This window comes from Rathayibacter sp. VKM Ac-2929, assembly GCF_022815495.1.
GTDB lineage: Bacteria > Actinomycetota > Actinomycetes > Actinomycetales > Microbacteriaceae > Rathayibacter > Rathayibacter festucae.
Map to the genome: position 1 here is coordinate 761,094 of NZ_JALGRV010000001.1, position 12,828 is coordinate 773,921.

The following is a 12,828-nucleotide window of genomic DNA, read 5'->3' on the forward strand; positions in this document are numbered from 1 at the left end:
CACGACCCCCGCGCGCTGTTGTCCTCGATAGCGGGGTGGGGCCCGAGTGCCTCGCCCATCGGATCGCTCGGAGGAGCTCGAGGCAGATGGCAGGAACAGGAATGAGCAAGGGACGGGGAGTGCGCGGCGCCGACGAGGAGATCGTCTACCGCCGTCACGCGAACGGACGCGGCATGGTCGCTCCGGGATCGCGCGTCTCCGCGTCGGCGTACGTCGAGACCGGCGCCTACGTCGAACCCGGCGCCACCGTCGGGGAGCGGGCGTGGATCGGCGCCGGCAGCTGGGTCGACCGCGACGCGATGATCGGGCACAGCGCCTTCATCGGCGCGAACGTCCACGTCGGCCCGGAGGCCATCATCGGCCCCGGTGCCCGCATCGGCAGCTACTCGCGGATCGGCGGCTCGGCCGTCGTCGCGACCGGCGCGCGGGTCGACCGCGACACGGTCATCACCCCGGGCAGCCGGTTCGGCACCGACGACGGCGTCCGCGAGATCGGCCGCCGCGCCGCGTAGGCCCGCACGACCCCACGACCCTGTTCCGCCCGACCTCGGCGCTCCCAGAGCAGCACCGAGGCGGCGGAATAGGGTCGTTCCATGTTCGAACTCCATCACCTCAGCGCTCAGGAGCAGTGGGACTGGCTGCAGCGCGGCGAGATCACCCCGCTCGAGCTGACCGAGCACTACCTCGCCCGGATCGAGCGCTGGAACGGGGAGCTCGGCGCCTTCACCACCGTGACCGCGGACGCGGCGCGGGCCCGGGCGGCCGCGATCGACTCGGTGCCGCGCACCGCGCTGCTCTGGGGGCTGCCGAGCGGCGACAAGGACCTCTGGCGCCGGGCCGGCGTCCGGACCACCTTCGGCTCGCGGCTGCGCGAGTCGTTCGTCCCCGACGCCTCCGACGAGATCGTCCAGGTGCTCGACGCGGCGGGAGCGATCAGCCTCGGCAAGACGGCTGCGCCCGAGTTCGGCATGCCCTCCTACACCGAGAACCTCGTCGGACCGCCGACGGTCACGCCCTGGGACACCTCGCGCGGCGCGGGCGGGTCCAGCGGCGGCGCGGCGAGCGCGGTCGCGGCGGGACTGCTCCCGTTCGCACCCGGCTCCGACGGCGGCGGCTCGATCCGCATCCCCGCCGCCGCCTGCGGTCTGGTCGGTCTCAAGCCCTCCCGCGGCCGGGTGCCGGCGCTGTCCGGAGTGGGGGGAGTGGGCGGCCTCGTCGTCGCCGGTCCGCTGACGCGCTCGGTGGCGGACGCCGGGATGCTGCTGGAGGGGATGCTCGAGCGTCGCAACGGCGTCGTCCCGCAACGCACGGCGCTGTCCGCGCCGGGGGACGGCGACGGCTCCTTCCTCGGTGCCGCTGTGCGCGGCGAGGGCCGGTTCCAGATCGGCGTGCTGACGGCCTCGCCCTGGGACGAGGAGTACGACATCGGGCTCGCTCCGGAGGCGCGCGCCGCGCTCGAGGAGGGCATCGCCGCGCTCTCGGCGCTCGGCCACGGGCTCGACGACGCGGTCCTGCCGCCGTCCGCCGCCTATCCCGACGCCTTCCGGCTGCTCTGGCAGGGCGGGGCGTCGACGCTCCCGATCGAGGGCGACGAGCTCGAGCTGCTCGAGCCGCTCACGCAGTGGCTGATCCGCGAGGGGCGGAAGCGCTCGGCGCGCGAGATCGTCGAGGCCGCGGGGGTGCTGTCCGCCTACGAGCGCGCGGTGATCGCCGCCTTCTCGCCGTTCGACGCGATCCTCACCCCGTCGATGACGATGACGCCGCGGCCGGTCGGCTGGTACGACGCCGAGGATCCGGAGCGCAACTTCGAGCAGCAGGTGCGCTACACGCCGTACACCTCGTTCGTGAACGTGAGCGGCCTGCCCGCGATCGCGCTGCCGCTGAGCGTCACGGCGGACGGCCTGCCGATGGGGATCCAGCTGATCGGGCGCCCCGGCGGCGAGGCGGTGCTGCTGTCGATCGGCGCGCAGCTGGAGCGCCGGGCGCGCTGGCAGCGGCGGCACCCGCCGCAGTGGTGAGGCCCGAGGAGCCGGGCGCCGCCGACACCCGGCGAACGGGCAGCTCCGCACCCTTGGCCGGTCAGGTTAGGCATGCCTATACTTACTTCCGATGTGCATGTTCGAGGGACGAGACGGCTCGGAGCCGGTCGACGTCAAGCAGTTCCTGATCGCGGGTGACGAGACCGTCGTGCCCTGGATTCAGAGCATGCTCGACGCGCTCCCCGCGAACGCCCGGGGCCAGGTCTTCGTCGAGGTCGACGACGCCCGCGGCCTGCCGCCGCTCTCGGCGCCCGGCCGCGTCTGCGTCACCTGGCTCGGCCGCGCGCAGCGGTCCGGCGCTCCCGGCACCGGTCTCGCCTGTGCGCGCGGCGTCGCGCTCGACCGCGCGGTGCGCGCCTGGATGGGCGAGATGTCCGTCGTCGACGGCGACTACCCGTGGGCGGACGACCGGCACGACTTCTGCGCCTGGATCGGCGGAGAGGGCGCCGTCGTCGCGGAGCTCGCCGCCGATGTCGAAGCCCGCCTGCGGGTGTCCGCCGAGCACGCGGCTCGCTGAGAGCCACTCAGGATTAGGTAAGGCTTACCTTCTCTGCGAGACTGGACAGGTGCCTCCGTTGACCGAAGCCCCCGCCCGCCCGGCCTACCGGCCGTATCTCGCGACCGTTGCTCGTGCGACCCGGATCGCGCCGCACTTCATCCGGATCACGCTGACCGGTGACGATCTCGGCTCGGTCGGCTGCACCGGCCCGGACCAGCGGATCAAGCTGGTCGTGCCGACGCCGACCTCGAGCGCGCACGACTTCATGGGCTCGGTCGCGGACGAGAGCGGACCGGACGGCCTCGCTCCCGACTGGTACACCCGCTGGCGGGAGCTGCCGGACGCGCTGCGGAACCCGCTGCGCACCTACACGATCCGTGCGACCCGCCCCGAGCTGGCCGAGGTCGACGTCGACTTCGTCGCGCACGGCGACACCGGCCCCGCCTCCGCGTGGGTCGAGTCGGCCCGCGTCGGCGCGCAGGTCGTCATCATCGCGCCCGATACCCGCTCGGAGCTGGCCGGCGGCGGCGTCGAGTGGCACCCGGGTGCGGCGACGACGCTCCTGATGGCGGGCGACGAGACCGCGGTCCCCGCTATCAGCGCGATCCTCGAGAGCCTCCCCGCCTCGGCGACGGGGGCCGCCTTCCTCGAGGTGCCGAGCGCGGCGGACGTCCTGCCGCTCCAGCACCCCGCCGGAGTCCGCGTGCACTGGCTCGTGCGCACCGGGACGACGCCGGGAGCGCAGCTCGGCGACTCCGTCCGCGGCTGGGCGACCCGCTTCCTCACGGCGCATCACCGCGGGGTCGAGGTGTCCGATGTCGACGTCGACAGCGAGATCCTCTGGGAGGTGCCCGCGGAGCGCACCGACCCCGGCCTCTACGCCTGGATCGCCGGCGAGGCGGGCGCGATCAAGCTCATCCGCCGCTGCCTCGTCACCGAGCTCGGCGTCGACCGGACGCGCGTCGCCTTCATGGGCTACTGGCGGACGGGCCGCTCCGAGGCCAACTAGCCTCGCGCCGCGTCCCCTCCGCCCTCAGAGTGCGGCGGGGACGCCGACCAGGCGGCTGGAGAGCGTCCAGAGATCGCGGCCGAGCTGACGGTCGCGGGCCTGCGCCGCCACGGAGCCGCCGGGGCGGAGTCCGTCGAAGTAGCTGCCGCTCGCCGCGCCGACGTCGGGCTCGGACGCCAGCGTGATCAGCGGGACGGCGCCCGCCTCGGCGGAGATGCCCGGCGACCCGCTCAGCGACAGCAGCGACATCAGCCGCGAATCGGCGCCGAAGCCGGTCGCGACGACGCCCGGGTGGAACGAGTAGGCGTCGACGGCGGTCGGCAGCAGGCGCTCGGCCAGCTCGCGGACGAAGAGGATCGTGGCGAGCTTCGAGGTGCCGTAGGCGCGCCAGCCGCCCAGCCACGGGCCCCGCCGGCGGTCGAGGTCGTCGAGGGAGAGCCGGCCGATCCGGTTGGCGGCGCTCGCGGTGGAGACCACGCGGGCACCGGGGCGCTCGCGCCCGGTCTCGATCAGGCGGGGGAGCAGGAGCCGCGTCAGCAGGAACGGGGCCAGGTGGTTGCTCTGGATCGTCCGCTCGTGCCCGTCGGCCGTCTCGCCGCGGTGCGAGACGAGCCCGCCGGCGTTGTTCGCGAGCACGTCGATGCCGTCGTAGCGGGCGAGCAGCGCCGCGGCGAGGTCGCGGACGTCGTCGAGACGGTCGAAGTCGGCGAGGAACGGATCGCCGCCGATCTCCGCCGCGACCGCGCGGGTCCGCTCCGGGTTCCTGCCGACGACGGCCACCCGGGCGCCGGCCGAGGCCAGCGCGCCGGCGGCGACCCGTCCGATGCCGGAGCTCGCCCCGGTGAGGACGACGACGCGCCCCGTCTGATCAGCGACCACGGACGTAGCCGCCCTTCTCGAGGCCGGCCTCGATCTCGAAGCGGTTCCGCAGCGGGTCACGGCCGGCGACGAAGTACATCAGCGGGAACCACATGCCGAAGGTGCGCCACTGCTCCTTGTGCACGGCCTCGTGCTCGAGCACGCGGTCGGAGACGTTGCTGTCCGTCAGGTAGCTCGTGCCGACGCAGGAGCCGCCGCGGCCGAAAGCCCAGGAGGGCAGGCCGGTGAAGACGACGAGCCCGTTGCGGCGCTCGATCGGGCCCGTGCTCCAGAGCGCGCCCCAGGCCAGCCCGACCGCGCAGGCGAAGAGGTAGCCGGGCCGGGTGATCGCCGGGTCGAGGGCGACGACCGCGACCGCGCGCCGCAGGGCGCTCACGCGCTGTCGCGCCCGTAGGTCTCGAGCAGGCGCAGCCAGACCTCGCTGATCGTCGGGTAGGAGGGAACCGCGTGCCAGAGGCGGGACAGCGGGACCTCGCCGACGACGGCGATCGTCGCGGAGTGCACGAGCTCGCCGACCTCCTTGCCGACGAACGTGACGCCGAGCAGCACCTTGCGGTCCTCGTCGACGACCATCCGGGCTGTTCCCTTGTAGCCCACGGCGGCGAGCGAGGCGCCGGCGACGGAGCCGATCTCGTAGTCGACGACCCGGGTGCGGTAGCCGGCCTTCTCGGCCGCGGCGGCGGTGAGGCCGACGGAGGCGACCTCCGGATCGGTGAAGACGACCTGCGGCACGGCCTCGTGGTCCGCCGTGGCGACGTGGGCGCCCCAGGGCGCGTCCTTCACCTCGACGCCGGTGCTGCGGGCGACGATCACGTCGCCGGCGGCGCGGGCTTGGTACTTGCCCTGGTGGGTGAGCAGCGCGCGGTGGTTGACGTCGCCGACGCCGTACAGCCAGGGCGTGCCGGAGCCGACCGGGGAGCCGTCCTCGCCGAGCACGAGCATCGTGTCGTCGACCTTCAGAGAGTCGCCCGGCTCGAGGCCGACGACCTCGAGGCCGATGTCGCGGGTCTGCGGGGCGCGGCCGGTGGCGGCCAGGATCTCGTCGGCCTCGACGACGTCGCCGCCCTCCAGGGTCACGGCGACGGTGCCGTCGGCGCGGCGCTCGACGGACGCAGGGGAGCCGCCGATCCGCACGTCGACGCCCAGCTCGCGGAGGGCGTCGCCGACCAGCTCGCCGGCGAACGGCTCGAACGGGGCGAGCAGCCCGCTCCGGGCGAGCAGCGTCACGGTGGCGCCCATGCCGGCGTAGGCCGTCGCCATCTCGCAGGCGACGACGCCGCCGCCGATGACGACGAGGCGGTCGGGGACGATCTCGGCGCTGGTCGCCTCGCGGCTGGTCCACGGCGAGGCGGCGCGCAGCCCCGGGATGTCGGGGACGACGGCGCTGGTGCCGGTCGCCACGGCGACGGCGCTCCGGGCGTGCAGGACGCGGACGGAGCCGTCGGGGGCGGTGACGCTGACCTCGCGCACACCGCTGAGCCGGCCGTGGCCGCGGACGAGCTCGATGCCGGCGCCCTCGAGCCACTGGACCTGGCCGTGGTCGTCGAAGCCGCTGGTGACGGAGTCGCGGTGCGCAAGGAGCGCGGCGATGTCGACGCCGCCCGTGACGGCCTGCGCCGCTCCCGGGAGGTCGCGGGCGGCTCGCAGCGCCATCGGCGCGCGCAGCAGCGCCTTGGACGGCATGCAGGCCCAGTAGGAGCACTCGCCGCCCACCAGCTCGCTCTCGACGATGGCGGCGGTGAGCCCGCCCTGCACGGCGCGGTCGGCGATGTTCTCGCCGACCGGCCCTGCGCCGATGACGATCAGATCGAAGGTGTCGGTCGCTGCGGTCTCGGTCGCGGCGTCGGTGCTCGGCGTGGTCATGGTCTCTCCGGATCGTTCTCGAGGGCGGTTCGCCCGTTCTGTCCTGGACTCCGGCGCCGTGCGGCCCGGAGGACGTTCTCAGTGCGCGGGCACGATCTCGGCCCGCCAGCCGTCGTAGCGCCCGCCTTCGCGCTCGACGACCTCGATCACCTGGCGGAGGAAGGCGGTCGTCGCCTCCTCGTCCACTGCGGCGTGGTGGCTCGCGACCAGCACGAGGCGCAGCCGCAGGCGCGAGATCGCGATCTCGAAGCCGGAGGCGACGAGCGCCCGCCCGGCCCGGCGCGCCCTCGAGCGTCGGGAGAAGACGGCGAAGTGGTCGACCTCGCGCAGCTCCCAGACCTGGTCGCCGTAGCGCAGGCGGACCTCGAGCTGCTGGGCCGCGCGCTCGCGCTGGGCCTCGAGGACGGACAGCTGCCGGGCCGCGGGATCGGCGGTGGCGGTGGTGGTGGGGACGGACGTGGTCACGGGTGCCTGCTCGCTCATCGGCCGGTGAACTCCGCTCGGGTGCGGGAGAGGAAGGCCTGCATGCCGATCCGCGCGTCGTCGGAGGCGGCGAGGCGCGCCAGCTCGGCGGGCAGCGCGGCGGCGGCCTCGGCGTCGGAGGAGGCGACGGCGAGCCGGGCGCTCGCGAGCGCCGCCTGGACGGCCAGCGGGGCCTGTGCGGCGATCCGCTCGGCGAGCGTCCGCGCCGCCTCGGCGACGGTGCCGTCGGGCACCACCTCCTGGACCAGGCCGATCCGGTGCGCCTCGCGGGCGTCGAACTCGTCGCCGGTGAGGATCCAGCGCATCGCGTCGCCCCAGCCGGCCGCGCGCGGGAAGCGCAGCGTGGCACCGCCGAAGGGGAGGATGCCGCGCGCGACCTCGATCTGGCCGAAGCGGGCCGACTCCTCGGCGAGGACGACGTCGCTCGCGAGCGCCAGCTCGATGCCGAGGGTGAGGCAGGTGCCCTGCAGGCCGATCACGACGGGCTTGGCCACCGCTCGGGTGCGGATCGCCCACGGGTCGAGGCCGCCCTCGGGCACGAAGTCGAGGCCGCCGCCGCCCAGCCGCGGCCCGATGTCGGCCAGGTCGAGGCCGGCGGTGAAGTGCACGCCCTCGGCGAGGACGACGCCCGCGCGCAGCTCCGGATCGCGGTCGAGCTCGCCGTAGGCGGCGGCCAGCTCGCTCAGCAGCCGGAAGTCGGCGGCGTTCCGCTTCTCGGGCCGGTCGAGGACGATCTCGAGCACGTGCCCGCGCCGTTCGGTGCGCACACGTCGCCGGTCGTCGCTCATCGGTCCTCCGCTCGGGTCGCGTCCGTCCATCTTGCCCGGTGCCGCCGACACCGGGTCGCGGCGGGGCGCCGATTCGGAGTCGCCGCTCAGGCCCGCGCGGGCCCGGGCCGCGGAGTGCTCAGACGCCGCGGGTCGTGGCGCCGACCAGGCGGAGGATCGTCGGCAGGTCGTCGACCGCGGCGGTCGGCGAGGAGGGCGCGAAGGAGGTGAGGCCCGCGCCCGCGAGCGGGAACCGGGCCCGCAGCGCGGCGAGGCACTCGACCAGCCGCGAGGCGGGGACGCCGAACGGCACGGGGTCGAAGAGACCGGCGACCTCGGCCGGGTCGAGGACGTCGAGGTCGATGTGCACGTAGATCGAGCCGGCACCGGTCGCCTCGACGGCGGCGACGAGCGCCTCCGGATCGAGCGCATCGACGCCGAGGTGGGTGGCGCCGCGCTCGAGCAGTCCCTCGAGCTCGCCCGGGTCCGAGGCGCGGACGCCGGCGAGCACGACGTGCTCGTCCGCGATCCGGTCCGCGACGGACGCGCTGAGCAGTCCGACGCCGCGGCCGAGGACGGCCGACAGCACCATGCCGCAGAACGCGCCGCTCGGCGAGGTCTCCGGCGTGTTCGCATCGGGGTGCGCGTCGAGCCAGACCAGGGCGACCGGACCGGGGGAGGAGCGGACCGCGTGCCCGATCGCCGCGAACTCCACGCCGCAGTCGCCGCCGATCGTCACGATCGGCCCGGGACGGCCGGCCAGCGCCTCGCGGACCCGCTCGGCGGTCACGGCGACGGACGCGTAGCGACGGACTCCGGTGTCCTGCGCGTCGCCCGCCTCCGGAGGGACGTCGACGACGACCGTGGCGGAGGAGGGCAGATCGCCGCGGATCGCCTCGGCTCCGTCGACGAGGCGCATGGCCCGCGTCGAGGCGGACCCCTGCCACTGGGGGACGACGAGGAAGGAGGCCATGGCTCTCACTATGGCACGCGGCTCGCGGGGCCCGAGGCTCCGCCCGATCAGGCCGCGGGGAGCTCGCCTGGCGCGCCCGCGAGCGGATCCGCGGACGGCGCCTCGGGGCCGTCGAGGTCGAGCAGCGCCTCGTCCAGCGCGGAGCGGGCGCGGTCGTCGGCCGCCCTCGCCTGCTCGAGCGCTGCGGCGGGATCGGCCGCCGTGAGGTGCAGGGCGGCGTCCAGTTGGGAGCGGGTCTCCTCGGCGAGGATCCGCGGTGCGGCGGTGATCCGCTCGCCGTGCACGGCCGCCAGCAGGGCGACCGCGTCGGCCCCGAGCAGGGCGACCGTGCGCGCGCCCTCGACCAGGAGCAGCTGCCGCTCGGCCTGCGCCCGCGGCTCGCGGTAGCCCGCCACCACGGCGTCCAGCGCGGCGTCGGCCTCCAGCAGCAGGGCGAGCACGGAGGAGGGGTCGTGGCGGACGTCCGAGGCGCGCGCGTCGTCGGCGCTGAGCAGCAGGCCGGTCGCGGCGGCGCAGGCGGTCGCGACGTCGGCGGCGGAGGCGAGCTGCGCGGTGGTCCGGACGCCGGTCAGGGTGGCTGCGCGGTCGAGGTCGTCCCGCACCGAGCGCTCCAGCGCGCTCAGCTGGGTCTCGGCGCGCTCGAGCAGCGCCGTCTGCGCCTCGACGGCGTCGAGCATCGCAGCCGCGGCGGCGTCGTCGCGCTCTCCGGCCGCCTCGATCGCCTCGCGGAGGGGGCGCACCTGGCGCTCGGAGGTGGTGCCCGCGAGGACGGAGACATCGGCGCGGGATCGGTGCAGCCGCTCGGGGAGGGACGGGGGCGGCGAGGTCACTCCGTGATCGTACGGGGCCTGTGTTACCGACCGTGTCGTCGCGGCTCGACCCGCCGCGCGAGCCCGCCCAGGATGGAGGCATGCCAGGAACGCTCGCCATCGTCGAAGTCGCCTCGGCGCGCCCCGGACGCGACGAGTACCACGCCTACGTGCAGATGCTCAACGGCCGCATCCTGGGCCTCGCCCGCGAGCTCGGCTGGGAGGCGGAGCGCTTCGCCGCGGAGGACCTCGGCACCGCGCGGCTGCTCGAGCGGACCCTCGGCGCCGACGCGATCGTGCTGGCCGGCGGCGAGGACATCGCCCCCGAGCGCTACGGCGTCGCGCGCGGCTACACCGGCGAGGGCCCGCACGCGGAGCAGGCCGACGCCGCCCAGATCGCTCTGGTGCGCCGGGCGCTGACCCGCCGCACCCCGCTGCTCGGCATCTGCCGCGGACTCCAGATCGTCAACGTCGCCCTCGGCGGCACGCTCGTCCCGGACCTCGGCCCGGAGGCCGCGCACCTCAACGCCGATGCACCGGTGCACGAGCGCATGCACCGCCACGACGTGGTGCTCGCCGCGGACTCGACCCTCGGCGGCCTCTTCGGCGCGGAGGCGCTCGCCGTGCAGAGCGCGCACCACCAGGCGGTCGACGCGCTCGCTCCCGGCCTCCGGGTCGTCGCCCGGGCGGAGGACGGCGTCGTCGAGGCGCTGGAGCACCGGGACGCGCCGATCGTCGGCGTGCAGTGGCACCCCGAGGATCCGGCGGCCCCCGCCGGGCAGCTCGCCGTCCTGCTCGAGGGGCTCGCGCGCGCCGTTGCCCGGCAGAACCCGGTCGAGGCCGTCGCCGCCTGAGCGACGCCGACGCCGACCCGGATCCGTCCGGGTAGGGCCTCAGCCGGCCAGCCGCGCCATCCAGGCCTCGATCTCGTCGGCCGAGCGGGGGATGCCGGCCGAGAGGTTCTCGGCGCCGTCCGCGGTCACGAGGACGTCGTCCTCGATCCGGACGCCGATGCCGCGCAGCTCGGCGGGCACGGTGAGGTCGTCGGGCTGGAAGTAGAGCCCCGGCTCGATCGTGAAGACCATGCCGGCCTCGACGATCCCGTCCAGGTACATCTCGCGGCGGGCCTTCGCGCAGTCGTGCACGTCGAGGCCGAGGTGGTGGCTGGTGCCGTGCACCATGTAGCGGCGGTGCTGCTGGTTGTCGGCCTCGAGCGCCTCCTCGGCGCTCACCGGCAGCAGTCCCCACTCGGCGGTGCGCCTGGCGATGACGGCCATCGCGGCGGCGTGCATCTCGCGGAAGCGGATGCCGGGCCGGACGATCGCGAACGCGGCGTCGGCCGCCTCCCGCACCGTCTCGTGCACGCGGCGCTGCGCCTCCGTGTAGCGGCCGTCGACGGGGAAGGTGCGGGTGATGTCGGCTGTGTAGTAGCTCTCCTGCTCCACGCCGGCGTCGAGGAGCACCAGGTCGCCGGGGCGCACCGGCCCGTCGTTGCGGGTCCAGTGCAGGATGCAGGCGTGCGCGCCGGCGGCGGCGATGGTGTCGTAGCCGACCGCGTTGCCGTCGGCGCGGGCGCGGCCGTTGAAGACGCCCTCGATGAGGCGCTCGCCGCGCTCGTGCCGGACGATGCGGGGCAGGTCGGCGAGGACGTCCTCGAAGCCGCGGGCGGTGGCGTCGACGGCCGCGCGCAGCTCGGCGATCTCGTACTCGTCCTTGACCAGGCGCAGCTCGGAGAGGTCGCGCTCGAGGGCGTCGCCGTCGGTCTCCGCATCGGGTGACTGCGCGGTCACGCGCGCGGTGACCACGGGGTCCGCCTCGCGGAGGACCGCGACCGGCGCATCGCCGGCGTCCAGGACGGCGTCGAGCTCCGCGATGCCCCGGGTCTCGAGTCCGAGGTCGGCCGCGACCTGCGCGAGCGAGGGGCGCGGGCCGATCCAGAACTCGCCGATCTCGGAGTTGGCGTAGAACTCGTCGGAGTCGCGGCCGGCGCGCTCGCGGAAGTAGAGCGTCGCGGTGTGGCCCTCGCCCGCGGGCTCGAGCACGAGCACGGCGCCGGGCTCCGAGTCCGAGCCCCAGCCGGTCAGCCAGGTGAAGGCGGAGTGCGCGCGGAAGGGGTAGTCGGTGTCGTTGGCGCGCTGTTTCAGCCGCCCGGCCGGCACGATCAGCCGGACGCCGGTGTGCAGGGCCGAGAGGCGCTCGCGGCGGCGCGCGGCGAAGGCGGCCTGCTCGCGCGGCTCGGGGAGGGTCTCCTCGCGCTCGGCCCAGCCGGACGCGATGAAGTCGCGGAACCGGTCGGAGCCGGGGGTCGTGGAGCGGTTCGTGGTCGCGCGCGGCGCGGGGGCGGCGGCGACGGTCTCCGGTGCGGCGGTGGTGGTCTGCTCGTCCGTGTTCGTCATGCCGCCATTCTCCTCCCTGCGCCTGACACGGCGACCGGGGGCGGGGTCAGCCGACCGGGGCAGCGGTCAGGACGACTCCTTGACCATCCCGCGGACCGAGAGCTGCGCGATCACCGGGCGGTGGTCGCTGCCGGCGTCGTCCTGGTCGTTGAGCACGTCGAAGCCGGAGACGTCCCAGCGACCGGAGAACAGCACGTGGTCGATCGGGGCGGCGAGGGCCGGCGGCAGGCTCGTCGGCCAGCTGCCGACCGCCGCGGCGTTCGCGAGCCGGCCGGCGTCCGCGCAGCCGCCGAGGTCGGAGTCGCCGGGGAGAGCGGACCAGTGGTCGAGCGTGGAGTTGAGGTCGCCCAGGACGACGAGGTCCTCCTCGGCGGTGCAGAGGTCGGCGAGCCTGGCCAGGTCGCTGCGCCACTCGGTCGCCTGCGCGGGCAGGGGAGCGGTGGTGTGCACGGCGGCGATCACCGGGCGGTCCGGGGTGTCGGGGCGGGCCACGAGGGACGCGCTGGTCGCGGTCGGCGTGCTCGCGGCGTCGACCGAGTAGCCGCCGAGGGTGGGCGAGAGGAGGAGGGCGGTGCCGTCGCTCGGACCGGAGCCCGCGACGAGGTGGAGGGTCATCGGCCGGCCGGCGGCGGCGAGCACGTCGACGACCTGCTGGGCGCGCTCCTGGGACACCTCGAGCAGCGCGACCGCGTCGGCGGCGTTCGCGTTCGCGAGCGCGGCGACCGTCTCCGCGGGGACGCCGTCGTGCAGGAGGTTCCAGCTCAGGACGCGCAGATCGCCGAGGCGGTGCGCGCGGGGCGGGGCGGAGTCGTTGCCGCGGACCGCCTGCAGGCCGCCGAGCACGAGCGCGAGGGCGACCCCGAGGGCGCCGAGGACGAGGGCGAGCCGGCGCACGGGCTCGACGAGCACCGCGACGACGACGAGGACGACGGCTCCGGCGACCGCGGCCAGGGCGGTGGCGGCGCGGAACGAGACCAGCTGCGCGAAGGGCGTCTGACCGGCGAGGCCGAAGAAGCCGGGTGCCGCGACCACCAGCAGCACGATCGCCACTGCGAGCGCCACCGCGAACTTGACCAGTCGTGTCCCCATCCCGGCCCAGGCTAGGGCATCG

14 protein-coding genes are annotated in these 12,828 nt (G+C 75.3%); 5 read left to right on the plus strand and 9 right to left on the minus strand.

Annotated features, from left to right (window positions below; translation table 11 throughout):
• The first annotated feature begins 101 nt into the window (after positions 1-101).
• The 4 genes from MT355_RS03350 to MT355_RS03365 all read left to right on the plus strand — a co-directional run bounded on the left by MT355_RS03350 (position 102) and on the right by MT355_RS03365 (position 3,547).
• Positions 102-512, plus strand: a complete 411-nt coding sequence (locus MT355_RS03350; RefSeq protein WP_133963110.1) for a transferase — start codon at positions 102-104, stop codon at positions 510-512.
• Positions 513-593: 81 nt separating this feature from the next.
• The gene (locus MT355_RS03355; RefSeq protein ID WP_243598518.1) at positions 594-2,018 is read left to right on the plus strand and encodes an amidase; all 1,425 of its coding nucleotides are present in this window, start codon (positions 594-596) and stop codon (positions 2,016-2,018) included.
• A 97-nt stretch (positions 2,019-2,115) separates the two neighbouring features.
• Positions 2,116-2,556, plus strand: a complete 441-nt coding sequence (locus tag MT355_RS03360; protein WP_243598519.1) for an SIP domain-containing protein — start codon at positions 2,116-2,118, stop codon at positions 2,554-2,556.
• Between the two features lie 49 nt (positions 2,557-2,605).
• Positions 2,606-3,547 (plus strand): siderophore-interacting protein, encoded by a 942-nt coding sequence (locus tag MT355_RS03365; RefSeq protein ID WP_308197294.1) that lies wholly within the window; start codon positions 2,606-2,608, stop codon positions 3,545-3,547.
• 24 nt (positions 3,548-3,571) lie between these two features.
• Here the strand turns inward: MT355_RS03365 and MT355_RS03370 are convergent, their stop codons facing one another.
• The 7 genes from MT355_RS03370 to MT355_RS03400 form a co-directional block, all read right to left on the minus strand.
• A complete protein-coding gene (locus MT355_RS03370; protein WP_243598521.1) occupies positions 3,572-4,426 on the minus strand; it encodes an SDR family NAD(P)-dependent oxidoreductase in 855 nt (284 codons plus the stop codon).
• Positions 4,416-4,802 carry a Fe-S oxidoreductase gene (locus tag MT355_RS03375; protein ID WP_123705115.1) on the minus strand — a complete coding sequence of 129 codons (387 nt, stop codon included), beginning with the start codon at positions 4,800-4,802 and terminating at the stop codon, positions 4,416-4,418. The genes MT355_RS03370 and MT355_RS03375 overlap by 11 nt, the downstream gene beginning before the upstream one ends.
• Positions 4,799-6,289 carry an NAD(P)/FAD-dependent oxidoreductase gene (locus tag MT355_RS03380; protein WP_243598522.1) on the minus strand — a complete coding sequence of 497 codons (1,491 nt, stop codon included), beginning with the start codon at positions 6,287-6,289 and terminating at the stop codon, positions 4,799-4,801. The genes MT355_RS03375 and MT355_RS03380 overlap by 4 nt, the downstream gene beginning before the upstream one ends.
• A gap of 78 nt (positions 6,290-6,367) precedes the next feature.
• The gene (locus tag MT355_RS03385) at positions 6,368-6,754 is read right to left on the minus strand and encodes a ribonuclease E inhibitor RraB (RefSeq protein WP_243598523.1); all 387 of its coding nucleotides are present in this window, start codon (positions 6,752-6,754) and stop codon (positions 6,368-6,370) included.
• A gap of 14 nt (positions 6,755-6,768) precedes the next feature.
• Complete coding sequence (locus MT355_RS03390) at positions 6,769-7,560, minus strand: crotonase/enoyl-CoA hydratase family protein (RefSeq protein WP_243598524.1); 792 nt, start codon at positions 7,558-7,560, stop codon at positions 6,769-6,771.
• 118 nt (positions 7,561-7,678) lie between these two features.
• Positions 7,679-8,512: an arginase family protein gene (locus MT355_RS03395; protein ID WP_243598525.1), complete on the minus strand. Its 834-nt coding sequence runs from the start codon at positions 8,510-8,512 to the stop codon at positions 7,679-7,681.
• 47 nt (positions 8,513-8,559) lie between these two features.
• Positions 8,560-9,342, minus strand: coding sequence for a hypothetical protein (locus tag MT355_RS03400; protein ID WP_243598526.1), 783 nt, complete (start codon positions 9,340-9,342; stop codon positions 8,560-8,562).
• Positions 9,343-9,422: 80 nt separating this feature from the next.
• Between MT355_RS03400 and MT355_RS03405 the strand changes: the two genes are divergently transcribed.
• Positions 9,423-10,175 (plus strand): gamma-glutamyl-gamma-aminobutyrate hydrolase family protein, encoded by a 753-nt coding sequence (locus MT355_RS03405; RefSeq protein ID WP_243598527.1) that lies wholly within the window; start codon positions 9,423-9,425, stop codon positions 10,173-10,175.
• A gap of 39 nt (positions 10,176-10,214) precedes the next feature.
• On the opposite strand, the gene MT355_RS03410 is transcribed toward MT355_RS03405, so the two are convergent.
• Both MT355_RS03410 and MT355_RS03415 read right to left on the minus strand, forming a co-directional pair.
• Positions 10,215-11,717 carry an aminopeptidase P family protein gene (locus MT355_RS03410; RefSeq protein ID WP_243598528.1) on the minus strand — a complete coding sequence of 501 codons (1,503 nt, stop codon included), beginning with the start codon at positions 11,715-11,717 and terminating at the stop codon, positions 10,215-10,217.
• 66 nt (positions 11,718-11,783) lie between these two features.
• Entirely contained in the window at positions 11,784-12,806 is a 1,023-nt protein-coding gene (locus tag MT355_RS03415; protein ID WP_243582203.1) for an endonuclease/exonuclease/phosphatase family protein, read from the minus strand.
• Positions 12,807-12,828 lie beyond the last annotated feature (22 nt).